Source organism: Pedobacter sp. AC212, assembly GCF_979258625.1.
In genome coordinates this window covers 336,295-358,447 of record NZ_OZ409870.1, presented here as the reverse complement: position 1 = coordinate 358,447, position 22,153 = coordinate 336,295, and the positions used below count along the sequence as shown (strand labels likewise).

General features: G+C 38.6%; 23 protein-coding genes. 12 read left to right on the top strand and 11 right to left on the bottom strand.

Annotated elements, in window-relative coordinates; translation table 11 throughout:
- Positions 1-2: 2 nt before the first annotated feature.
- A complete protein-coding gene (locus ACZZZC_RS01540; protein WP_056850650.1) occupies positions 3-1,229 on the top strand; it encodes an alanine dehydrogenase in 1,227 nt (408 codons plus the stop codon).
- Between the two features lie 48 nt (positions 1,230-1,277).
- Positions 1,278-1,955 carry a M15 family metallopeptidase gene (locus ACZZZC_RS01535; protein ID WP_463486436.1) on the top strand — a complete coding sequence of 226 codons (678 nt, stop codon included), beginning with the start codon at positions 1,278-1,280 and terminating at the stop codon, positions 1,953-1,955.
- 100 nt (positions 1,956-2,055) lie between these two features.
- On the opposite strand, the gene ACZZZC_RS01530 is transcribed toward ACZZZC_RS01535, so the two are convergent.
- The 4 genes from ACZZZC_RS01530 to ACZZZC_RS01515 form a co-directional block, all read right to left on the bottom strand.
- The gene (locus ACZZZC_RS01530) at positions 2,056-2,556 is read right to left on the bottom strand and encodes a SixA phosphatase family protein (protein WP_463486435.1); all 501 of its coding nucleotides are present in this window, start codon (positions 2,554-2,556) and stop codon (positions 2,056-2,058) included.
- 53 nt (positions 2,557-2,609) lie between these two features.
- The gene (locus tag ACZZZC_RS01525) at positions 2,610-3,653 is read right to left on the bottom strand and encodes an aminotransferase class I/II-fold pyridoxal phosphate-dependent enzyme (protein ID WP_463486434.1); all 1,044 of its coding nucleotides are present in this window, start codon (positions 3,651-3,653) and stop codon (positions 2,610-2,612) included.
- A gap of 3 nt (positions 3,654-3,656) precedes the next feature.
- Positions 3,657-4,691: a glycosyl hydrolase family 18 protein gene (locus ACZZZC_RS01520; protein ID WP_463486433.1), complete on the bottom strand. Its 1,035-nt coding sequence runs from the start codon at positions 4,689-4,691 to the stop codon at positions 3,657-3,659.
- A 62-nt stretch (positions 4,692-4,753) separates the two neighbouring features.
- Complete coding sequence (locus ACZZZC_RS01515; RefSeq protein WP_463484515.1) at positions 4,754-6,082, bottom strand: D-alanyl-D-alanine carboxypeptidase; 1,329 nt, start codon at positions 6,080-6,082, stop codon at positions 4,754-4,756.
- A 51-nt stretch (positions 6,083-6,133) separates the two neighbouring features.
- Between ACZZZC_RS01515 and ACZZZC_RS01510 the strand changes: the two genes are divergently transcribed.
- The 6 genes from ACZZZC_RS01510 to ACZZZC_RS01485 all read left to right on the top strand — a co-directional run bounded on the left by ACZZZC_RS01510 (position 6,134) and on the right by ACZZZC_RS01485 (position 12,871).
- Complete coding sequence (locus ACZZZC_RS01510; protein ID WP_463486432.1) at positions 6,134-7,381, top strand: pepsin/retropepsin-like aspartic protease family protein; 1,248 nt, start codon at positions 6,134-6,136, stop codon at positions 7,379-7,381.
- Between the two features lie 93 nt (positions 7,382-7,474).
- Positions 7,475-9,988 carry a zinc-dependent metalloprotease gene (locus tag ACZZZC_RS01505; RefSeq protein WP_463486431.1) on the top strand — a complete coding sequence of 838 codons (2,514 nt, stop codon included), beginning with the start codon at positions 7,475-7,477 and terminating at the stop codon, positions 9,986-9,988.
- Positions 9,989-10,144: 156 nt separating this feature from the next.
- Positions 10,145-11,011 (top strand): phosphodiester glycosidase family protein, encoded by an 867-nt coding sequence (locus tag ACZZZC_RS01500; RefSeq protein ID WP_463484512.1) that lies wholly within the window; start codon positions 10,145-10,147, stop codon positions 11,009-11,011.
- Positions 11,012-11,111: 100 nt separating this feature from the next.
- Positions 11,112-11,954 carry a hypothetical protein gene (locus tag ACZZZC_RS01495; protein ID WP_463484511.1) on the top strand — a complete coding sequence of 281 codons (843 nt, stop codon included), beginning with the start codon at positions 11,112-11,114 and terminating at the stop codon, positions 11,952-11,954.
- A gap of 104 nt (positions 11,955-12,058) precedes the next feature.
- Positions 12,059-12,250, top strand: a complete 192-nt coding sequence (locus ACZZZC_RS01490; RefSeq protein WP_025141747.1) for a cold-shock protein — start codon at positions 12,059-12,061, stop codon at positions 12,248-12,250.
- A 93-nt stretch (positions 12,251-12,343) separates the two neighbouring features.
- Complete coding sequence (locus ACZZZC_RS01485) at positions 12,344-12,871, top strand: RBBP9/YdeN family alpha/beta hydrolase (protein ID WP_463484510.1); 528 nt, start codon at positions 12,344-12,346, stop codon at positions 12,869-12,871.
- Between the two features lie 75 nt (positions 12,872-12,946).
- Here the strand turns inward: ACZZZC_RS01485 and ACZZZC_RS01480 are convergent, their stop codons facing one another.
- The 4 genes from ACZZZC_RS01480 to ACZZZC_RS01465 all read right to left on the bottom strand — a co-directional run bounded on the left by ACZZZC_RS01480 (position 12,947) and on the right by ACZZZC_RS01465 (position 15,242).
- Positions 12,947-13,429: a hypothetical protein gene (locus tag ACZZZC_RS01480; protein ID WP_463484509.1), complete on the bottom strand. Its 483-nt coding sequence runs from the start codon at positions 13,427-13,429 to the stop codon at positions 12,947-12,949.
- Positions 13,426-14,007 (bottom strand): RNA polymerase sigma factor, encoded by a 582-nt coding sequence (locus ACZZZC_RS01475; protein ID WP_463484508.1) that lies wholly within the window; start codon positions 14,005-14,007, stop codon positions 13,426-13,428. Before ACZZZC_RS01475 ends, ACZZZC_RS01480 begins: the two co-directional genes overlap by 4 nt.
- 275 nt (positions 14,008-14,282) lie before the next feature.
- Entirely contained in the window at positions 14,283-14,603 is a 321-nt protein-coding gene (locus ACZZZC_RS01470) for a DMT family transporter (RefSeq protein WP_463484507.1), read from the bottom strand.
- Positions 14,604-14,675: 72 nt separating this feature from the next.
- Positions 14,676-15,242, bottom strand: coding sequence for a Crp/Fnr family transcriptional regulator (locus ACZZZC_RS01465; RefSeq protein ID WP_463484506.1), 567 nt, complete (start codon positions 15,240-15,242; stop codon positions 14,676-14,678).
- A 135-nt stretch (positions 15,243-15,377) separates the two neighbouring features.
- On the opposite strand from ACZZZC_RS01465, the gene ACZZZC_RS01460 reads away from it, so the two are divergent.
- Positions 15,378-15,743 (top strand): DUF6249 domain-containing protein, encoded by a 366-nt coding sequence (locus ACZZZC_RS01460; RefSeq protein ID WP_463484505.1) that lies wholly within the window; start codon positions 15,378-15,380, stop codon positions 15,741-15,743.
- A 261-nt stretch (positions 15,744-16,004) separates the two neighbouring features.
- Here ACZZZC_RS01460 and ACZZZC_RS01455 read toward each other — a convergent pair whose 3' ends face one another.
- From ACZZZC_RS01455 to ACZZZC_RS01445, 3 genes are read right to left on the bottom strand one after another with little or no spacing between them, the layout of a single operon-like run.
- On the bottom strand, positions 16,005-16,430 hold the full coding sequence (locus ACZZZC_RS01455; protein WP_463484504.1) for a hotdog fold thioesterase: 426 nt from the start codon (positions 16,428-16,430) through the stop codon (positions 16,005-16,007).
- On the bottom strand, positions 16,417-16,926 hold the full coding sequence (locus ACZZZC_RS01450) for a DinB family protein (protein WP_463484503.1): 510 nt from the start codon (positions 16,924-16,926) through the stop codon (positions 16,417-16,419). Before ACZZZC_RS01450 ends, ACZZZC_RS01455 begins: the two co-directional genes overlap by 14 nt.
- Positions 16,907-18,112: a sensor histidine kinase gene (locus ACZZZC_RS01445; protein WP_056850668.1), complete on the bottom strand. Its 1,206-nt coding sequence runs from the start codon at positions 18,110-18,112 to the stop codon at positions 16,907-16,909. The genes ACZZZC_RS01450 and ACZZZC_RS01445 overlap by 20 nt, the downstream gene beginning before the upstream one ends.
- Positions 18,113-18,248: 136 nt before the next feature.
- On the opposite strand from ACZZZC_RS01445, the gene gltX reads away from it, so the two are divergent.
- The 3 genes from gltX (at position 18,249) to ACZZZC_RS01430 (ending at position 22,138) form a co-directional block, all read left to right on the top strand.
- Positions 18,249-19,757, top strand: a complete 1,509-nt coding sequence (gene gltX, locus ACZZZC_RS01440; protein ID WP_463484502.1) for a glutamate--tRNA ligase — start codon at positions 18,249-18,251, stop codon at positions 19,755-19,757.
- 151 nt (positions 19,758-19,908) lie between these two features.
- The gene (ypfJ, locus tag ACZZZC_RS01435; protein WP_056850670.1) at positions 19,909-20,745 is read left to right on the top strand and encodes a KPN_02809 family neutral zinc metallopeptidase; all 837 of its coding nucleotides are present in this window, start codon (positions 19,909-19,911) and stop codon (positions 20,743-20,745) included.
- A 259-nt stretch (positions 20,746-21,004) separates the two neighbouring features.
- On the top strand, positions 21,005-22,138 hold the full coding sequence (locus ACZZZC_RS01430) for an ATP-binding response regulator (RefSeq protein ID WP_463484501.1): 1,134 nt from the start codon (positions 21,005-21,007) through the stop codon (positions 22,136-22,138).
- Positions 22,139-22,153 lie beyond the last annotated feature (15 nt).

Genomic DNA, 22,153 nt, shown 5'->3' with positions numbered 1-22,153 from the left:
GCATGGCTACAGGATTACGCGAAGGAATGGCCGATATCGCTCGTCAGGGTTTATTGCAAACACAAGAGGCGACACTAGAAACCAGAAACAGGAAAAATAGCCTGAACATCGGAATACCAAAAGAAATTTCTTTTCAGGAAAATCGAATTGCGCTAACACCACTTTCGGTTGCGTTGTTGGTTAACAATGGCCATAGGGTAATATTAGAAAGTGGCGCAGGAACAGCTGCAAATTTTTCTGATTCAGAATATGCTGAGCAAGGTGCAAAAATCGCTTATGATAAAAAAGAGGTTTTCGATTCGGATATCCTGGTGAAAATTGCACCACCCATGCTGGAAGAAATTGAGATGATGCACAAAGGGCAGACCTTGATTTCTTCGTTGCAAACCGGAACTTTAAAGCAAGATTATTTGAAAGCATTAATGCAGAAAAAGATTAATGCTTTGTGTTTTGAAAACTTGCGTGATGAGGGGAATGTGTTGAGTGTAGTGCGGGCAATGAGTGAAATTGTAGGCTCTACTTCAATTTTAATTGCTGCCGAATATTTAAGCAATGTTACCGGTGGAAAAGGGTTGATGTTAGGTGGTTTTACAGGGGTTCCGCCGACAGAGATTGTAATTTTAGGCGCTGGAACGGTAGGAGAATATGCCGCCAGAACAGCATTGGCACTTGGTGCTGAAGTAAAGGTTTTTGATAGCTCGATTTATCGGTTGCGCCGTTTACAAAACAATTTAGGGAGCCGAGTTTTTACATCAGTGATGCAGCCGATTGTTTTAAATAAAGCTATTGTAACTTGCGATGTAGTAATTGGTGCTATCCGTGCCAGTCATGGCAGAAGTCCTTGTGTGGTGATGGAAGAAACGGTGGCTAAAATGAAACCACATTCGGTGGTGATCGACATTAGCATTGATCAGGGCGGTTGTTTTGAAACTTCGGAAGTAACTAACCACACCAATCCAATTTTTAGAAAGTATGATGTGATTCATTATTGTGTTCCGAATATCGCATCTCGGGTTCCCAGAACAGCATCTTACGCATTGACGAATATTTTTGCGCCAATTTTACTGGATATTGGTGAGTTTGGAGGATTGATGAATATGGTTTGGAATAATCCAGGCATTCGCGAAGCACTTTACATTTACCAGGGAAATTGTACAAATAAAGATCTTGCCGATATGTTTAATTTGCCATTTAAAGATTTGGAGTTGCTCGTGGTTTCGAATCAGTAATCATATTCGTGCCTCAGCAACGACGACCTAAGTGAAATACCCATTAACATGAAAATCAAACTCCTCTTTTTATTTCTGATCTTTTCATTCTCAACTTTCGCTCAAAACAGTTCGCCGGCAAAACTCGTGGTGGTGAGTTCGTACAACCAATATCTGGCATCTATAAAAACCAATCCGAATAATGAATTGATAGAGATTAAAAAAGCAATTCCTAACATCAAATTAGATATTCGTTATGCTACGAAGAATAATTTTATGAAACAGGTGATGTACAAACAGGCGAAGGCTTTTGCTCGCAAACCAGTTGTAGAATCGCTAAAAAAAATCCAGAGGGAATTAAATAAAAAAGGTTACGGACTAAAGATTTTCGACGGCTACCGCCCTTACGCTATCACTGTTGAGTTTTATAAAAAGGCCAGCGATAAAAACTTTGTGGCTAACCCAGCGAAAGGTTCAAAACACAACAGAGGTTGTGCCGTAGATTTAACGTTAATTGATTTAAAAACGGGAAAAGAAGTGGCAATGGCAACACCTTACGATAGTTTTTCAGCTGCAGCTGCAGCTAACTATGAGCCGGTGTCAGCAGCAGTTAAAAAGAACCGCGATTTGTTAATTAACACCATGAAGAAATATCAATTGAATGTGTTAGATAACGAATGGTGGCATTATGATTTTTCTGGCTGGCAACAATATGATTTGATGGATATTCCTTTTGAGAAACTATAGCAAGTTCGCTGGTTCATTGGTTCATTAGTCATTTATGCGATTGCGATTCGTTTTAAAAAGTTTGTAAACAAGCTCTCAACTCCAAGCCCTCAACTCCCAACTACAGATGATGCGGTCTTCCGTATTGATCTTTTTTCACCTTGGCTTTATCATCTTTCACCGTTAATCGAAAAATATAATCGTAATCATCGTCGGTTAGCATTTCCATTGGTCGTTTTCCACCAAAAGCTTCAATAATTTCTAAAACAGTATTCGAGTGAGCAGCAACAATTACGGTTTTACCGCTATAATTTTTTTTAACGGAGTCTACCAATGATTTCGGGTCAGTGTAATTAATAACCTTCGGGATAATTAACGAATCTAATGTTTGATGCGTTCTTTTATAGGCTGTGCTGTATCCTACATCAAACTTCACCTTTTTCAAAAACGTAGCTAAGTCACCCGCTCTAATTTTGCCTTCATCCGAAAGGTTTGGATCTTTATCTTCAGGGTTCGATTTGTCTTTTTCAGCATGGCGAACAACCCAAACTTCGGTATTTTGCGCTAAAACAGCAGTTGACAATAGCAGACATAGCGAGAAGAAAAAAATCAATCGTTTCATTTTATAAAGATTAGAAAATTTATTGGTTTGTGCCATACTTGTCTTACTTAGACTTAAACCAGGGCTCTTATTAAAGTTTCAATATCCTCTGGCTCATGCCAGCTACTCAGTACAATCCTGTGTATGGTGTCACTATCTGCGTTTGGGTAAGGAAAAGAAGAGATTAGGATTTTTTTTCTTAATAAATCATCGCTTAAAGCTGGGTAATTGAGAAAGTAAGCTGGAAAATCTTGCTCAAACTTCCAGGTTGGATTTAAGGAATTTCTAAACCTGGATATATTCTCCTGAAGCTTCTTCCAAGCACGACGATAAATTTCTTCAGCATGGATAAATGCATAAATTCCAGCTGCGGCAGGGGGAGAAGCGCCTACAAATATGTTGCTGCTTTTAAGTTGCCTGATTATTTTTTTATCGCCGAGCACTATTCCTGCGTCTACCCCAAGTGCTTTTGCCATAGATGCAACAACCACGCAAGTTAAGTTTTTAAATTTCGGTAAGTTAGCAAAGGCGCCTAATGCCTTGTTGTTTACCCCAATTCCATGAGAATCATCAACAATCAGTATTATATTTTTATCAGATGAGATTTCTTTCAGAAAGTCGAAATCATAAATTTCAGGGAAAAGGTTGTTCATCGAATTGCTAATCAGCACCCAGTTTTGCTGCTCAGCCTTATTAATTAATGCAACAACCTCAGTTTTCCATTCCAAAAAAGACGACGACAATACTTCAGGAGATTCGTTTAACCACAATGCAGGATGAGTGGAAGGAGCATAAACAACGTTTCCAAACGTGGCTAAAGTTCTAACGGTAAGTTGTGCCGCCAAATAACCGCTGGATGTAATTAAGGCATCCTCAGCAGAAAATCGCCGGGCAGCTTCACATTCGCCTTCATCATAAATGCCCAATTGAATGTTATTACTCCTGCTGGTGCCGTTATTCAAACCGAATTTCTTAATGCCCTCGATATATAAATCGATCAAATCCTGATCTTGTGGAATCCCGAGATAAGCCGTTCCGCCGAAATAAAGATAGGATTCTCCATCAATGGTAATTTTATTAGAGAATGGCCCCCTAACCGATCTGAAATTGGTATTCATTTATTAATTGTAATTTCTGCCCAATTCATCATTGGCTGCCCTAATGATTGATTTGTTGCCGTTATCATCGTGATAGAATTCCCAAAACATGATGCCATTGGCAGTTTCTTTTGCAAGTTTAGCTTTTTTCTTCGTTGTTAGTATGCCGTTATAATAATACTGAACACCATCAATTGTGGCGTAATCCAAATTAACATCAGCATTGGCGGCTACAAAATCGCGATATGCTTTAGAAGCATTCGAAGCATTTTTTCCATAAGCAGGAATTCCTAAAACCGCCTTTTCTTTTGGCATACCACGTGTGCCCATCCAATAATTCAAGCTGGCCACTGCCATATTGTAAGAAGCATGCTGGATGGGTTCATTCTTATCCCAGCCAATACCGTCATAAACCATGATATTAAAGAAATCAACAGCAGGAAAAACCTCGCTTTTTAATCCATCGCGAATGCTACCGGCATAAACTCCGGGAGTTATGGCAGCACTTAAAAACTTGTGATATTTGTGCAGCGAATCAGAAAGTTCTTTCATCAGGAGCACATAATTATCTGCCGATCCATCTGCGGTACTTGGATATTCCCAATCCATATCTACGCCATCAAGGTTATTGGTCCGGGCAAAAGCTACAACGTTCTTTACAAAAAGCTTTCTTGCTGTTACTGAAGCAGCCATTTCAATGAAAATGCTGCGGGTGCCCGAAACCGAAATTCCTGTTTTAACACCATTTGCTTTCGCTTTCTGCATTACCAACGAAAACCGTGAGGGTTGTTCGAGGTTGGCTAAAGATCCATCCGTATTTGGATTTAGGAAAGCATAAAACAAATGCGTAATCATTTTATATTTTGCATCGGCAACTCCATTTGGATCGCGGTAACTTGGAAAATAAGCTACAACCTTAAAACTATTGTCAGCAATATAAGGTGTTGTGGGTATTGTTGGGTCTATCGGTGTAGGGGGTTCAACGCCACCCTCACTTTTTTTGCAGGAGCTGATTCCAAGCGACAATGCGACGCCCAGCAATAAGTAGATTTTTCTCATAGGGTTAGCGGTTTATTAAGGCTTATCTATTCTGCACCAATTGAATTTTCTGAGGCTTTGCACTAAAAATTTTCATGGATATAAGTCATTATTCTGACCATTTCTGCTCTTACTTCACTTGTAGGATTAATGAAATTATTATTCATAAAGGAATATATATACGTTTTACCTTTTTTAGTAAGTACATAACCGCTTTGATTGTGAACGCCACCTAACGATCCGGTTTTGCCATAAACAAATGGCTGATCAGTTTTAGGATAGGCGTTTCTGAGCGTTCCGCTTTTTCCTCCAGCCGGGAGCATATCAAAAAGTTTTTCTCTATTACTTACCAGGTGATAAATGGAATCGAGTAAATAAATATTATCTCGTGGGGTAAATAAATTCTGACGGGAAAGGCCAGATCCATCAGCCCATTTTACCTTATCAGGCAAAAAAGATAAATAGTTTTTAGTGATATGCTGAATGGCTTTTGTAGTGCTTAAAGTGTCGCTAATTTGATTGGAGCAAACCAATAATAAATGTTCGGCAATAAAATTATCGCTTGGCAACATCATGTGTTTTAAAACGGAATCGCGTTTGGCACCTGGAAGTGTTTTCGCATTGGCAGGGATTTTCATTTTTATAACGCCAACACTTTTATGTAGTGTATCCGAAAGTACCTCCAAAGTTGTTTGAATGCTGGTTTTGTAAGGGTTTTGCTGATTGTAATTGGGCTTCACTTCAACCAAAGGATAGCGAAAATGATTGGTTAAAAAATCTCTGGTTACCTGGAACCCGCCAGTTGTTTTGCTCGAATCTACCTCGAAGCAATGTGCAAAAACCTTTGGTGAAATATTAATTTTACCGGGAGATTGATAGGTGGAAGTAACCATATTATCCATTATCGGCATCTCGGTAATTTCGGGTTGATAATAATAATCGTAATCATCCCAACTCCAGCCATCGCCAAAAAACGCACCTAAATACCTTCCAGGTGCAAAAAATAGTTTTCTGTTTGATGCTTGAAGAAAATTATAGGCCGACTTATCTTTGACCGCAAATTGTAGAAACGATGGGTCGCCGGTGCCCCAGAAAATTAAAGAGTCGTTACGTTCAATGTATTTCAAAGCTGGCATTTGCTCTGGCAACATTTTTAAACTTGCAAAAAAGGTATAAAGCTTGGTATTAGATGCTGGCGAGAAGTACTTATCTGCATCTTTCTCATAAATCATCTTTTTATCGTCCATGTTATAAAGCGCAAAGCCCACTTGGTACTGCTTTATCACCGTCGAATTTTTGAATTCTTTAGCTACCTTTTTGGAAATCATTTTATTGGTAGAGCAACTGGAAATTACCAATACACACGCAAGAGAAAGTGTAAGGAGCTGAGAATGGATTTTATAAATAGGCATGCTGAAAGTTTAGAAATGATAATTACCAACTAATTTATTAAATTTAATTTAATGTTAACCAAATATGCTTCTGTTATCTATTTTGATATCCGCAAATTCACCATTTGTGTAGCATTTATTTTGTTCGGTTTGCATTCACAGGCGCAAGAATTTACCTTTCCAGGAAATAAACAAAAGCAATCTATTCAGTTTAAGTGTATCAAAAACTTAATGATCATTCCGGTTTTTGTAAATGAGAAAGGACCCTATAATTTCGTGCTGGATACAGGTGTAGGGCCGATGATCATCACAGATCCATCAATTATTGATACGTTAAATTTTGGCTTAATGCGAAAAATTAAATTATCGGGCTTGGGCTTGGAAACGGTTGACGCTTATGTATCGCAAAATATTTCGGCTAAAATAGGAAGCGCCAAAGTTAATCATATCCCCACAGCTATACTTAAAGAAGATCTGTTCAATCTATCTGGTCATTTAGGGATTAAAATTTACGGTTTAATTGGCTTTAGTTTCTTCAATAGTTTTATTGTTGATATTCGCTACAGCGAGAATAGAATCATATTTAGCGATGTAAGCAGGAGGATAAAATATCGAGGAACCAAGGTGCCGATATTTATTGAAAACTTAAAGCCTTATGTGGATGTTCAGGTAGACATTCCTGATAAGGGGAAAGTAAGCACACGGTTACTGATGGATACCGGGGCCAGCCATGCTTTATCAATGGAAATGTTAAACGGAGGTGCTTTTCCGCTGCCTGAGAAAACAATAAAGGCGAACTTAGGGATGAGCCTGAGCGGACAAATAAAGGGTTATATGGGCAGGATTAGCACTTTTTATTTGGGGGGACATATTTTTAATGACGTAGTATCGGGTTTCCCGGATTTCGAATCCATTTCAAAAAAGATTGACTTAACTTTTCGCAATGGAAACCTAGGCGCCGAAATGCTACGGAAATTTGATGTCCAGCTAAATTACCAGGATAAGTTTATGTACCTTAAACCAAATAGCCTGGCTAGAGTTCCTTTCCAGCATGACATGGTGGGCATGGTAATTTATCTGGATCAGGCAGAGTATAAACGGGTAATTGTTGGCGAAATTGACGAAGGGTCGCCAGCCGAAAAAGCAGGATTATGCCCGTACGATGAAATTATTGGCGTAAATTTCAAATCTATCAGTGCCTATACTTTAAATGATCTGACGGAGATGTTCAAATCTAAAGCTGATAAAACAGTCATATTGGAGGTTTATCGCGACAGCAAAGTTTTCTTTAAAGTGGTCAGGCTTGAAAAAAGGATTTAACCTATTAGTAATTTTATAGTTACACAATGTTAATCAGGTAACAACGCTATAACTTCGGGCTCTTATTATCATAAAGATCTTATAAACATATAAATGAAGAAACAAGTGAAAGTACTGGCATTAGCTGGTATTATGGTGCTTGGTTTAGCTGGTATTGATTCAGCACAAGCACAAAAAAAACCAAAAAAGGGCACAACTAGCCCTGCAACTCCAGCAGCAGCAGCTGCGGCGGCACCAAAAAAAGAAGGAATTAAGCCCTACTCAGAGGTGATTACATCAAAAGCCAGAACGACTAACGGATTATTCAAAACACACAAAGTGGATGATAAATGGTATTTCGAAATACCAGATTCCATTATCAACCGTGAAATGCTGGTAGTTACGCGATTGGCAAAAGCGCCTGTGGGTATTAAAGTAGGCAACCAGCAATATGGTGGTGAAGAATTAAACGAGCAGGTTTGGAAATGGGAACGTAGAGGCAAACAGGTTTACATCCGTGTACCAAGTTATGCTACAAAAGCAGATTCTACTAGTGATATGTACGAGTCGGTGCAAAACTCAAACTTGGCGCAAATTCTTGCAAGCTTCGAAATCAAAGCCTATAATAAAGATACTACGGGTATCGTAATCGATGTAACTGACTTTTATAACGGCGATATTATGGCGATCGGTGCTACCGATCAAATCCGTAAAGCCTATAAAGTGATTACTTATGATGCCACTCGTTCTTATATCGATACCATAAAAACTTTTCCGATAAATATCGAAGTTAAAACCGCAAAAACTTATCGTGCTGCAGAATCTCCAACTGATAACAGCAACGGAGCCGTAACTTTCGAATTTAATACTTCGATGTTATTGTTGCCGAAAATGCCTGTGAAAGCTAGAATCATGGATAATCGGGTGGGCTACTTTGGTCAATCTCAAATTGACTATGGTACCGATGCCCAAAAGGCAGAACGTACGGCTTACATTCACCGTTGGAATTTGGTTCCGAAGGATACCGCAGCTTATAAAAGAGGCGAATTAGTGGAGCCTGTTAAACCTATTATCATTTATATCGATCCGGCTACGCCGAAAAAATGGGTTCCATTTTTAATCCAGGGAATTAACGATTGGCAAGTGGCTTTTGAAGCAGCAGGTTTCAAAAACGCCATTTTTGGTAAACAAGCACCAACACCTCAAGAAGATCCGCAGTTTAGTGTAGAAGACTCCCGTTATTCGGTAGTTCGTTACTTTGCTTCTGATATTGCAAATGCTTATGGGCCGCATGTAAGCGATCCGCGTACTGGCCAAATTTTAGAAACACACATTGGTTGGTATCACAACGTGATGAATTTATTGCGCAACTGGTACTTCGTTCAAACGGCAGCCATTAACCCTGAAGTGCGTAAAGCAAAATTTACGGATGCTCAAATGGGTGAGCTGATCCGCTTCGTTTCTTCACATGAAATTGGCCATACACTAGGTTTGCCACATAACTTCGGTTCTAGCTATGCCTATCCGGTAGATTCATTACGTTCCAAAGCGTTTACCGATAAACATGGAACAGCACCTTCTATTATGGATTATGCCCGTTTCAATTACATTGCACAACCTGGCGATGGTGTTACCAAAATGCACCCTCAAATTGGTGAATACGATAAATGGTCAATTAAATGGGGTTACTCTTGGATTCCTGGAAACAAAACTGCCGAGCAGGAAAAGGAAATCTTAAACCAATGGACTTTAAAAAATGCTGGTAACCCGCTTTATTTTTATGGTCGACAAGGTACATCGCTGGATCCTCGTTTGCAAAGTGAAGATTTGGGCGATAATGCGATGAAAGCAAGTACTTATGGTATTGCAAACTTAAAGCGCATTCTTCCAAACGTAGAAAAATGGACCTACCAAAAAGGTAAAGACTACAGCGATTTGAAAGAAATCTATACTGAAATTGTTGGTCAATATAACCGCTACATGGGCCACGTACTTACCAATGTAGGTGGGATGAGCGAAAACTTTAAAACCTATGATCAAACTGGTCCGGTTTATAGTTACTTATCAAAAGCAAAACAAAAAGAAGCCGTTTCATTTTTTAATCAGCAGTTGTTTACTACCCCGCTTTGGTTAATTAACAATGATCAATTGAGTAAATTCGATAACGGTACACTTTTAAATAGAATCAAAGCAGTGCAGGCCAACACTTTGGTTAATCTTTTAGCGGCACCACGAATTGCCCGTTTATTAGATAACGAAACTAAAAATGGCACTGTAAAAGCTTATACTTTGCCAGAATTATTTAAGGATATTAAAACTTCTGTTTTCGCCGCAGGCAGACCAGATGCGTTTAAACGTAATTTACAAAGAGCATATGTAGACCGTTTAGGCTATTTAATGACAACTGAATCGGAACTTCCGCCAGGTTTCCCAGTTGAATCTGCTGCAAGTTATGGGTTAACGCCAATCAATGTGAGTTTATCAGATATTCGCCCCTTAGTGAGAGCAGAATTGAAAGCCTTACAGGCTACAACAAAAGCCCGCTCAGTAGCTGGAGATGCTATTGCAAAAGCGCATTACGATGATCTTACGGTTAGAATTAAAGATATTTTAGATCCGAAGAAATAAAATAGAAGGGTTGGAGTTTAAAATGTTAAAAGTTGAAAGGTTTCAAGCCGATCATCTGAGCACTTAATGATTCAAACCATTCGCTAAATTTAAAAACGGAGTAAGCCTATTAAGGTTTACTCCGTTTTTTTTAATTTTATAGCAAATCCAAAACCCATGCTTAAAAAAATATTTTCTCTCATCCTGATCACATCAATTGCATCTTTTAGTTACGCACAAAATCTCGATTCGATAACAGTTGTAAAAACCAAATGGCAAAAAACACGTGTTACCAAACAGGTTCGACTGTTTCGCCATCATTTTGATCAAAAAAATCTGTTTGCAGCAAATGAAAATATTTCATTTCTAGAAATTAAAAATACAGGCAGAAAGGCCGTTTTTGCTTTAGGTGCTGAAGAAAAAGAATTAATTACCACCAGTAATTTTGGCATTCGTGATACCGCGATTGCAGCATTGAACGGAAATTTTTTCGATGTGAAAAACGGAGGTTCAGTAGATTTTGTTAAGGTAAACGGTAACATTATCAACACCAATCGTTTAGATAAAGATGGGAAGAGGGCAAGGCATCAGCAAGCAGCTGTTGTGATTGATAACGGGAAAATTTCAATAAAAAAATGGGATGGAACAGCAGATTGGGAAACAAAATTAATGGAACAAAACATCATGCTCAACGGGCCGTTATTAACTTACAATGATGTTGATGAGCTTTTAGATACGACTTCGTTTACCCGTTTGCGCCACCCACGGACCTGTTTGGGTGTTAAACCGAACGGAAGAATAATTTTGTTAACAGTAGATGGGCGTAACGAAAAATCGGCCGGCATGAGTTTGCACGAGTTAGGTAAATTAATGAAATGGTTGGGTTGCAAAAGTGCCATCAATTTTGATGGTGGAGGTTCTACAACTTTATGGGTAGCTGGAATGCCTGATGGCGGTGTGATCAATTATCCAACTGATAATAAGAAGTGGGACCATGAAGGCCAGCGTAAGGTAGCCAACGTGGTTTTAGTAAAAAAGAAATAGTTATTTTAGCCTTTACATGATTAAGAACACGATACAAGTCTTTTTTTTAATATTGTTACTCTCTGCTTGTAGCAATAAAAATAAAAAAAATGATGCCAGCTTGAGGGATTTTGAATTTGCACCCGTAAAGGGAATTCGTTATGAGGAAGTAAAACGCCGTTTTAGTAACGGGTTATCGTTTAATGAGCAGGGATTTATGCAAAAACCTTCCTGGATTATTGAAGTAGTTTCTGAAGATACGATGTCGGCCTGGAGCCCGCAAAAACAGCGGATGCAAAACTTTTACCTGCAATACGATCATGGCAATGTGTACAACTTCGCAGAAGAATTTTTCAAAGTAAAACACATCAGTAAAGATAGTTTGGTGTTTCAACGCGTACAGGTAGATGGAAAGGTAATCGCTGATGATATTCGATCGGATGTAAACATGACTTTTTATGCGCAGAATTACATCAAAAATAAGCTTAAAACCACCGCAGAAATTCTGCAACGGCCTATAAAGGCAGATACCATTTATATCGAAAAAAGAGCTGCAGAAGTAAATCGCACCGATACAACTGCATTCGCAGCGACAGAGCCAGTTCAGTTTCTGCCCAAAAGTAAAATTGTTACGGTAGAAAAGTTTAGCAGCGTAGATAAATTACAAAAGAGAACTTCTGCTTATGATTATATTTTTCCGAGATATCGGATAGAGATCAATCGGGCTTATAAGGATTTTGCTTATGAGTGTTTGGCACTGGTGGATTATACCGGAACCCTAAAAATTTTGTCGGTAAACGGCGTGCTACCCGAAGCGGCAGAACCTAAGAAAAGAATGATGCAAGGTGTGGCAGATATCTACATCAGAAATCTGTTTGATGTGGCTCCGGGAACAACGCTTGGAATTCCGCATAATAGCGAAATTACGGTGATGATTGTTGGGAAGGCAATTAAAAAGCCTTAGTAATCTGCTGTTTACAAAATTTTAACGTTAAAAAAATGTTAAAATTTATTTTGATTTTAAAAATTAAAACTTACCTTGCAGACTTAATTTTAATATTTAATACAATGCAAGAAGGCACAGTAAAATTCTTCAATGTAACTAAAGGTTTTGGCTTTATCGTACCTGCGAATGGCGATAGCGAAATTTTTGTTCATTCAACAGGTCTTATCGACGAAATCCGTGAAAACGACAAAGTACAGTACGAAGTTGCTAACGGTAAAAAAGGCTTAAATGCCGTTAATGTGAAAGTAATTTAATTAACTATCATATTTACAATGAAGCCCTGATTGCATAAATCGGGGCTTTTTTTATTTTGAAAATTTAGGATTTCTTTCTGACTAATATCCATAATGACGAATTACTTTATTATCCCCGGTTTGGGCAATTCTGGCCCTGATCACTGGCAAACACACTTCGAAAATTCGGGCAGTAACTTTTGTCGGATTAACCAGGAAGAATGGGATGCGCCGGCTTCGAAAGACTGGATTGAAAAAATTGAATCGACTCTATCAGAATACGATGTATCTACAGTGGTTTTAATTGGTCATAGTCTTGGTTGTACCGCCATTGCCAATTGGTCTAAGGAATATAAAAAAGTAATTAAAGGAGCTTTGCTGGTTGGGCCGAGCGATCTTGAGGCACCACGCTACAATTTTCCAACGGTGGGTTTTGATTATGTTCCTTTAGATAAAATAAATTTCAAAACCATTGTGGTGGCCAGTTCAAATGACGAATGGGTAAGCTTGGAAAGGGCTCAGTTTTTTGCGGCGCATTGGGGAAGCGAATTTATCAATATCGGAGAAGCTGGTCATATCAACGCGGTTTCTGGCTTTGGCGAATGGCCCGAAGGATTAAAGATTTTGAAAAGATTAGCGTAACGGAGCTCTCGCAGGTTTCTACAGATCCAGCCAGCATATTGCTGCTTAAAACATTCGATTTCTGCGAAGCAGAAATTATTTATGAGTCATCTTTTTCCTCAACAAATAATCCACAAACACCAACCCGATAACTAAATCAGCAAAGAGAAAACTATATAGTACTGTTTGACTAATGTACTTCTCCCAGTTAAAATCAGCATTTAATTGCAAGTCGAAGTCAGTAGTTTTAAAGTCTAGGTTAAAAAGGGCGTAGCCAAAAAGTGCTACCAATGAAAGGATAAAAAACCCACCGATGCCATAAATAATACGGGCGTTTACTTTCGTTTTTAAAGCAACTGGTGCCGGCGCTATGGATACACTTTCCATCACGTTTCTGGTAAACGACATGGAAGGTTCGTCCAACTCAATTTTACCGAAAGCTATATTCAAACTTAATAATTCCTCATACTGAAGTTTAATTTTGACATTTTTACTAATCTTTTCTTCGAGGGATTTGGCTTCGGTAGCATCCAAATTCCCATCAATGTAATCCCAAAGCTGTTGTTCTATTGTGTTCATAGTAACTCCTTTACTTCATCATGTAACAAATATTGTAATTTTTCTTTAAGCCTTTGCCTCGCCCGATGCAATTTCACTTTGATTGTATTGGCCTCCATATTTAAAGCTTCGCCAATTTCCTCCAAACTTTGTTCTCCCTGGTAAAACATCGTTATAATCGCAGCATCATCCGGCAGCAGCAACTGTATGGCCTGGTTCAAAAATTTATGACTGTCTTGCTTTTCATATCCATTTGCATTGAAGCTTGAGATATGGTTTTCCAATTGCAGAAAGGTTTCTTCATCGTTAATAGATGAAGTATCCAATCGCTTTTTGCGCAAGAAAGTCATGGCTGTGGTATAAGTAATAGTGTACAGCCAGGTGCTAAATTTTGCCGTTTGCTTAAAGGTTCCAAGTGCTTTATAGGCTTTAATAAAACAATCTTGGGCAATTTCTTCTGCATCTTCCCTGTTTTTTGCAAATCGTAAAGCAAGCGTAAACACAAATCGTTGGTGCCGTTTGACCAACAAAGCATATTGAGCGGAATCTCCGTTCAACACATTTTGAATCAGCACCAAATCTGTAAGTGTTTGCTCCATATTTGAATGTAAGACTACATACAAAGTAAGGAGGTTACAGGGTTGCAGAAAAAGTTATCAGTTACCGGTTATCAGTTGCCAGTTATAAGTTGTGGGTTGCAAGTTTGGGCGCAAAGGTTATTGCTTATAAAAGTCTTTGCATCCAGCCGTATAACTTTTAACATGCAACGCTCAACGCATAACCACCCAACTATGTACCCAGCCTTGTAACTTTTAACATTCAACTTTGAACTCATAACCACCCAGCCCGGTAACTCAGGTAACCCGTAACCCATTTAATGCGATGCAAAAAACTTTAAGCCTGCAATAGATCCGATTAGTGTGCAAATGAAAAATATGCGCCAAAAAGTAGCGGGCTCGTTAAAATACGCGATACCGATAATTACCGTTCCAACTGCTCCAATTCCGGTCCAAACCGCATACGCCGTACCCATAGGTAGCGTTTGAGTGGCTTTATTAAGTAAAACAAAACTTAAAGTAATACAAACGAAGAAAGCGATACTCCATTTAATATTCGAAAAATTATTAGAAAGCTTTAAGCAGGTAGTGAAGCCAACTTCGAAAAGGCCGGCAATAATTAAAATGATCCAGTTCATAACGTAATGATTGTTTCGGCAAAAGTACAATACCTTGCTTCGCCCACATTTTACAAATGTTAAAAAATAGATTTATTTGCAGGCTGCTCTAATTCTGCTTAAAGTAACTTGTGTTACGCCTAAATAAGAAGCAATATGTTTCAAGGCTACTCTTTTAATCAGATCGGGAGATTGAACAATAAAATCACGATATCTTTCTGTGGCATCCTTAAACGACCGATCGATTAATCTTTTCTCAGTAGCAATTAATTCCATTTCAGCAATTTTTCTACCCCAATTAGCAAGCGCTAAATGTTGGTTATAAAGCTCAAATAAATCGCGGAGATGAATTTGATATAAAACCGAATCCTCTAAAAGTTCGATATTTTCATAGCCAGGTTTATTGTTGATGTAACTATTGTAAGAAAGCAACACATCGCCAGCTTGCCCAAACCAGAAAGTAATTTGTTGGTTTTCCCCATCAGAATATGCTCTGGCAATTCCAGTTTCTAAAATGTAAAAATAAGGTTCAACTTTTTCTGCATGGATTAAAATAGTGCCTTTTTTATAATTGACTACCCTGAAATGATTAGCCAGCAAGGATAAAGCATCATCACCCAATGCACCAAATAACTCGATATTTTTTAATTTCTCTTGCAAATCGTGAAGTAATTAAATAAAGCTATAATTTTTTTTGAGCAAGCCTGTAACCTGACTAAAATTTATGTAGTCATAATACACAGAACACGGTTCAGAAAGAGATAAATAAATTATTAACATTTAAAATACAACACCATGCTAGGTATATTAGTTCCAATTTCACTTTTTTTAGGCGCATTCGCGATGATATTCGGAATCCGCTATTTATCAAACAAAGAAAAAATGGCCATGATCGAAAGAGGAATCGATCCAGGCGTACAACGAGCCACCCCAAAACCATTTTTGAGTTTAAAATTTGGTTTGCTTTTTATGGGTTTAGGTGTAGGATTATTAGTTGCTTTGTTCACCGTTAGAGGTGTTTTCGGCAGCGATATGACAAACGCTGAAATCAGCCAGTCGGTAGCCGTTTATTTTGGTTGCATCGGAATCTTCGGCGGCTTAGGTTTAATCATTTCATACGTTATTGAGAAGAAATGGTTAGATCAGGAAGCTACGAAGTAATTTATTGCTAAAAGTTTTTCTCCCGCAGATACGCTGACTTTTGCAGATTTTGTTCTGCGTGAATCTGTGAGATCAGCGGGAGCTTTTTTTTTGCAGCAATATCTTAAGCCATATTTTTTTCTCCCGCAGATTACACGGATTTTCGCTGATTTTTCTTGCAATAATTTCCGAGGAATTACTACAAATCTATTTATAGCAAACTGCATAAATCGAAGCTGCTGAAACCTGTTTCCAAGTGTTTATTTACAGAAAACTGATTAACTAAGTTGGTTTATTTATTACCGCAACAGTGAGTCTGCTGATACAGCTCATTTTACCGCGATCGTTAAAAAGTTTAATATCCCAGATGTGGGTTTTGGCACCGATGTGTATGGGTGTACAAATACCTTTAACCAAACCGCTTTTAACAGGGCGCAAGTGATTTGCGTTTACTTCCAACCCCACGGCAACGTACTTTTCAGGATCAATAAGCATGAAAGATGCAATGCTCCCTAATGTTTCGGCCAAAACAACCGATGCTCCACCATGTAAAATTCCTGCAGGCTGATGTGTGCGTTTATCAACAGGCATCGTGCCCTCAATAAAATCATCACCTATTTTGGTAAATTCGATACCCAACAATGCACCAATATGGTTTTTTGGTCGGCCATTCAGTTCCTCAACGGTAAAATCTTTAAACCACTTCATAACGTTCTGCTAAAACTCCAACATGATGAATAATATGACCGGCAGCTATAAATAAGATCGATTTTACACTAATTTCTCTGTTGGAGGCTATTCCCTTTCTGTTCAATTCGGTATCGTTTAAGCTTTTGAAAAAGTAAAGATTCGCTTTTCTTAAAGCAGAAAACTCTTCGATCATGTCTTCATAGTTGCGTTCATCGAAGCGGGCATTTGCTACGTATTCATCTTCGTCAAAACCCGGTAATTGCTGCGGTTCATTTCTGGCGAAAGCGGTCATCCGGTAAGCAAAAATCCTTTCGCAATCTATAATATGACCAAGCATTTCTTTTACCGTCCACTTGCCATCGGCGTAAGCGTAATTTTCCTTGTTTTTATTTCTTTCGAACAAAGCTGGTATGGTGAAAACCTGTTCTTCTAAAACGTCAATAATATCGCCATTCACTTTGCTGATATAGGTTTCGCCCCAGGCAGGGTATTCGTTAGGTTGTGGTCGGTTCATATCTTAAGCTGCTTTTTAAAATAATTCTGAAGGTTGTTCCTTTGCCTAGCTCAGATTCTTTTACGAAAATTTCGCCGCTATGGTAATTCTCAACAATCCTTTTAGTAAGTGATAAACCAAGTCCCCAGCCACGTTTACGAGTAGTATAACCCGGTTGGAAAACGGCATCAAATTTCGAACGTGGGATGCCTTTTCCACTATCTGTAACATCGATAAAAACTTGTTCTTTTGCCAGGTTCTCAATTATATTTACTGAAATCGATCCTTCATTTTCAATGGCATTAGCTGCATTTTTCAAGAGGTTTTCAATCACCCAATCAAACAGTGGCACATTCAATAAGGCTCTTACCTGTTCATCGCCGGTAATGCTAAATTTCACTTTATCTGATGTTCTGACTTTGAAATACCTAATAAAATCGCTGATTACAATGTAAACGGTATGGTCTTCTAGTATCGGTTTCGATCCAATTTTAGAGAAACGATCGGTAATAATTTCCAATCGTTTGATATCGTTTTCCATCTCGGCAATGAGCGGGTCGTCTTCCGCGTCAAATTTAGATTTCATCAGCTCGACCCAGGCCATGAGCGAAGATATGGGGGTACCGAGTTGATGCGCTGTTTCTTTGGCCAAACCCACCCAAACATGATCTTGTTCATCTTTTCGGGCAGAACTAAAGGCGGTGTAAGCGGTTAACAGAAAAAGAAAAATTACACCCATTTGGATGTACGGAAAATATCGAAGTTGGGTAAGGATAAACGAATCTTTGTAGTAGGCAAGTTTTTCCTGCCCCATAATATTCATCACCACAGGGCGATGTTGCTTTTTCATTGTAGAGAGTTCACGTACAAAATAAAGGCTATCGTAAACCAATTTTTCATTGTCGGGGTACCAGGTTTTGGTGCTATCTAACCCACTCGAAGAAAGGATTGTGCCATCATCATTCACTACAATAACAGGCATTTTAGTGTTTTCCCTAACATCTTCTACAACACTAGTGAAGTTGTCATTATCATACAAAAGCATCGATCTTTCTGTAATCTTCACCCAAAGCTGAAACTGTGCCGCTTCCTCACGTTCCATTTTTTTCACAAAAGAATCCGTATAAAACACTGAAGCAATGCCAATTAGAATGGCAAATATGAGGAGGAAAAACTTCCAGCGGCGTTTCTTTTGATAAGGGTTCATGCTTTAGATGGGCAAATTACAATAACAAAACGAAAAAATCATAAAAACTATATCTTTGTACCGTCTTGCGTTTTGCGCATAGCGATAGGCGTTTGAACCGCTAATCGCTTAACGCCAACCGCTCAACAAGCCAATTATGGATAAGAAAGTTAGAGTAAGATTTGCCCCAAGCCCAACCGGAGGACTGCATTTAGGCGGTGTACGTACGGCGTTGTTTAATTATTTGTTCGCAAAAAAGAATAATGGAACCTTCGTACTTCGGGTAGAAGATACCGATCAAAATCGTTTTGTAGAAGGTGCAGAACAGTATATTGTAGATTGTTTGAACTGGTGTGGCATTGCCCCAGATGAAAGTCCACAGAATCCTGGAGTTTATGGGCCTTACCGCCAGAGTGAGCGCAAACCAAGCTATAGGAAGTTTGCCGAACAATTGATTAGCGATGGCTATGCCTATTACGCCTTTGATACTCCTGAAGAACTGGATGCGAAAAGGAAAGAACTTCCAAACTTTCAATACGGCCAGGCTACCCGGATGCAAATGCGCAATTCATTAACCTTAACCATTAGTGAGGTTGAAGATCTATTGGCTTCAAAAACGCCTCACGTGATCAGACTAAAAGTGCCTGAAGATGAAATTGTTCATTTTAATGATTTAATTCGTGGCGATGTAAGTTTTGAAACTTCATTGGTTGATGATAAAGTATTATTAAAAGCAGATGGCATGCCGACGTATCATTTGGCAGTTGTTGTAGATGATAAGGCGATGGAAATTTCTCATGCTTTCCGAGGCGAAGAATGGTTGCCATCGGCACCAATTCATATTTTGCTGTGGAAATATTTAGGTTGGGAAGCTGATATGCCAGCATGGGCCCATTTACCTTTAATCCTTAAGCCAGATGGACATGGAAAATTAAGCAAACGCGACGGCGACCGTTTAGGTTTCCCGGTGTATGCGATGAACTGGACGGATCCTAAAACTGGCGATGTTACCAAAGGTTTTAAAGAGATGGGCTTCCTGCCTGAGGCTTTCGTTAATATGCTGGCTTTATTAGGCTGGAATGATGGCACAGATCAGGAACTTTTCTCGTTAAAAGAATTGGAGGAAAAGTTCTCGATAGAGAGAATAAGTAAAGCAGGAGCGAAGTTCGATTTCGAAAAGGCCAAATGGTACAATCATGAATGGATTAAGCAGTCGCCGGTTACCAGTTTACAGTTGCCCATTAAAGCAGAACTACAAAAAGCGGGTATTGAAGTTGCAGATGATTTTTTTCTAAATACGATTATCGATTTAATTAAAGATCGTTGTACACTTTTGCCTGATTTTGTGGCGCAAAGCGGATACTTTTTTGCCTCCCCTAGCCAATACGATGAGCAAGCAGTTAAACCAAAATGGACTCCAGAAAAGGCCGAATTCTTTAATGCTTTTGCAGAAAAATTGGCTTTAACTGATGCTGCTAGTGAAGAAGCAGCTTTTAAAGCATTGGCTGAAGAAAAAGGTTTTAAGCCTGGCGAACTGATGTTGCCATTCCGTGTGATGTTGGTTGGTGGTAAATTTGGGCCTGGTGTTTTTGATATTGCTGTATTGTTAGGTGTAGAAGAAACTAAGGCCAGAATTGCAAAAGCAATTGCTGTGTTTAGTAACTAGATTAAAAGATACGATGTGTAAGCCAGGAAGAAATTTCTGGCTTTTTTATTCCATCAAAACCTAAAAGAATAAATCAGGAAAATAATTTCTACTTTAGTATAACAATTAACTACGGTTTACGGTTATTCATTAAATCAAAAAATTTAAAAATATGCAGTGGTTCGGAAAAGGTAGCAGCAACATGGAAGATGGTAGAAGCGGAGGTGGTGGTAAAACCATTCTTGGCGGAGGTATCGGTATCGTTGTGGTTATACTCGGTTTAATTTTCGGGAAGGACTTAAGCGGTGTAGTGAGCCAGCTTCCAACTTCACAAGGTACAGAAGAAGTTAAGCAAGGCGTTCCGGCAAATGATCCACAGGCGGTTTTTGTTTCTGGTGTTTTAGAATCTACCGAGCAGGTATGGGATAAAGAATTTCAGGCCATGGGCAAACAATACGAATATCCAAAACTGAGGTTGTTTAGAGAGGGTGTGCAAACTGCATGTGGAAATGCAAGTTCGAACGTAGGTCCGTTTTACTGTCCTGGTGATCAGAAAGTGTATATCGATTTATCATTTTATGATGATTTAAAAAACCGTTTCGGTGCGGCAGGCGATTTCGCTCAAGCATATGTAATTGCACATGAGGTGGGCCATCACGTTCAAAATTTGTTGGGCATTTCTGCAAAGCTTGATGAAGCCCGCGGTCAGGTTAGTGAAAAAGAATATAACCGTTTATCAGTAAAATTAGAACTACAGGCCGATTTCTTTGCTGGATTGTGGGCACATCATGCTCAAAATCTTAAAGATTTTAAGCTGGAAGAAGGTGATATTGAAGAAGCGCTTACAGCAGCAAATGCTATCGGCGACGATAAATTACAGAAGCAAGCCACTGGAGATGTTCAGCCAGATTCTTTTACTCATGGTACTTCACAACAACGTATGTTCTGGTTTAAAAAAGGTTTCGAAACAGGCGATTTTAAGCAAGGCGATACTTTTAGTCAGCTCTAAGGCTATTGGCAAAGGAAACTTTAATAGTTAAATTATTGGCCACCTAAACCTGATCGTAATAAAAAGCACCCGGTTTTTTCAACCAGGACTTGAAATGGAGAGCAGGACTAAGCGTTAATTATAGTACTTCAAAAAGTTTTCGAAAAAAAAATTTCAAAACCCAAAACCTTTTTAAAACTTTGCTGTTTGTACCTAGTTAAGGAGATGTTGTCTCCGAACCAAACATAATTATCCTAGCTTCCTATTTGTTTTAATAAAGATGATCCTTATAGTTGATGACAGACCAGAAAACCTCATTTCGTTACAGAAAGTACTACAAGCTCATAATTTTGAGGTAGACACGGCGTCATCTGGAGAAGAAGCATTAAAAAAGGTTTTAAAAAACAATTATGTGCTCATCATTCTGGATGTTCAAATGCCAGATATGGATGGTTTTGAAGTCGCCGAAGCCATTTCGGGGTTTAGCAAGGCAAAAGATACCGCAATCATTTTCTTATCGGCAGTAAACACCGAACTTAAATTCATAACTAAGGGATATTTAAGCGGAGGATTAGATTACATCATCAAGCCGGTTGATATCAATATTCTTTTACTTAAGATAAAAACTTTTTACCGCATTTATGAGCAAAGCAGAAAGCTAAACGAGGTTCAGGAAGAATTATTGAAAGAGATAGAATTTAGAAAGCAAGCTGAACAGAAAAAGGACGAATTTATCAGTATTGCCAGCCATGAGTTAAAAACCCCGCTCACCAGCGTTAAAGGTTATATACAACTTTTGCAACGGAGCTTGAATAAAGATAACAAAGAAATGGCTCAAAACCATTTGGAAAAAGCCAGTGTTCAGCTCGAAAAGCTAAACGAATTGATTGTTGATTTATTAGATATTTCGAAGATTGAAAGTGGCAAAATGAAGTTTAACATGCAAAGCTTCTGTGCCGATAATATGGTTAACAATGCCATTGAAATGTTGCAACAATCTAATCCTGATTTTAAAATTACCAAGCTTGGCCAAACCAGCGAGAATATTTTTGGCGATGAAATGCGGTTGGAACAGGTGGTTATCAATTTTATAACCAACGCCATTAAATATGCGCCAGGCACTAACCAGGTAAACGTAACCATTAATATTAGAGATGGGAAGCTTTACCTGGCAGTTAAAGATTTTGGAATAGGAATCTCCAGCGAGCAACAAGAAAAGATTTTTGATAAATTTTATCGAGTTGAAGAAAATAGCCATCGTTTTAACGGCTTAGGTATTGGCTTGTACATTTGTGCAGAAATCATTAAGCGCCATGGTGGTACTATTGGGGTAAATAGTGTGCCAGATGAGGGCTCTGAATTCTATTTCATTATTCCAATAACTGAAGAAGAAATTCTGCAAAATCAAATCTAATCATCTCCAAATTAT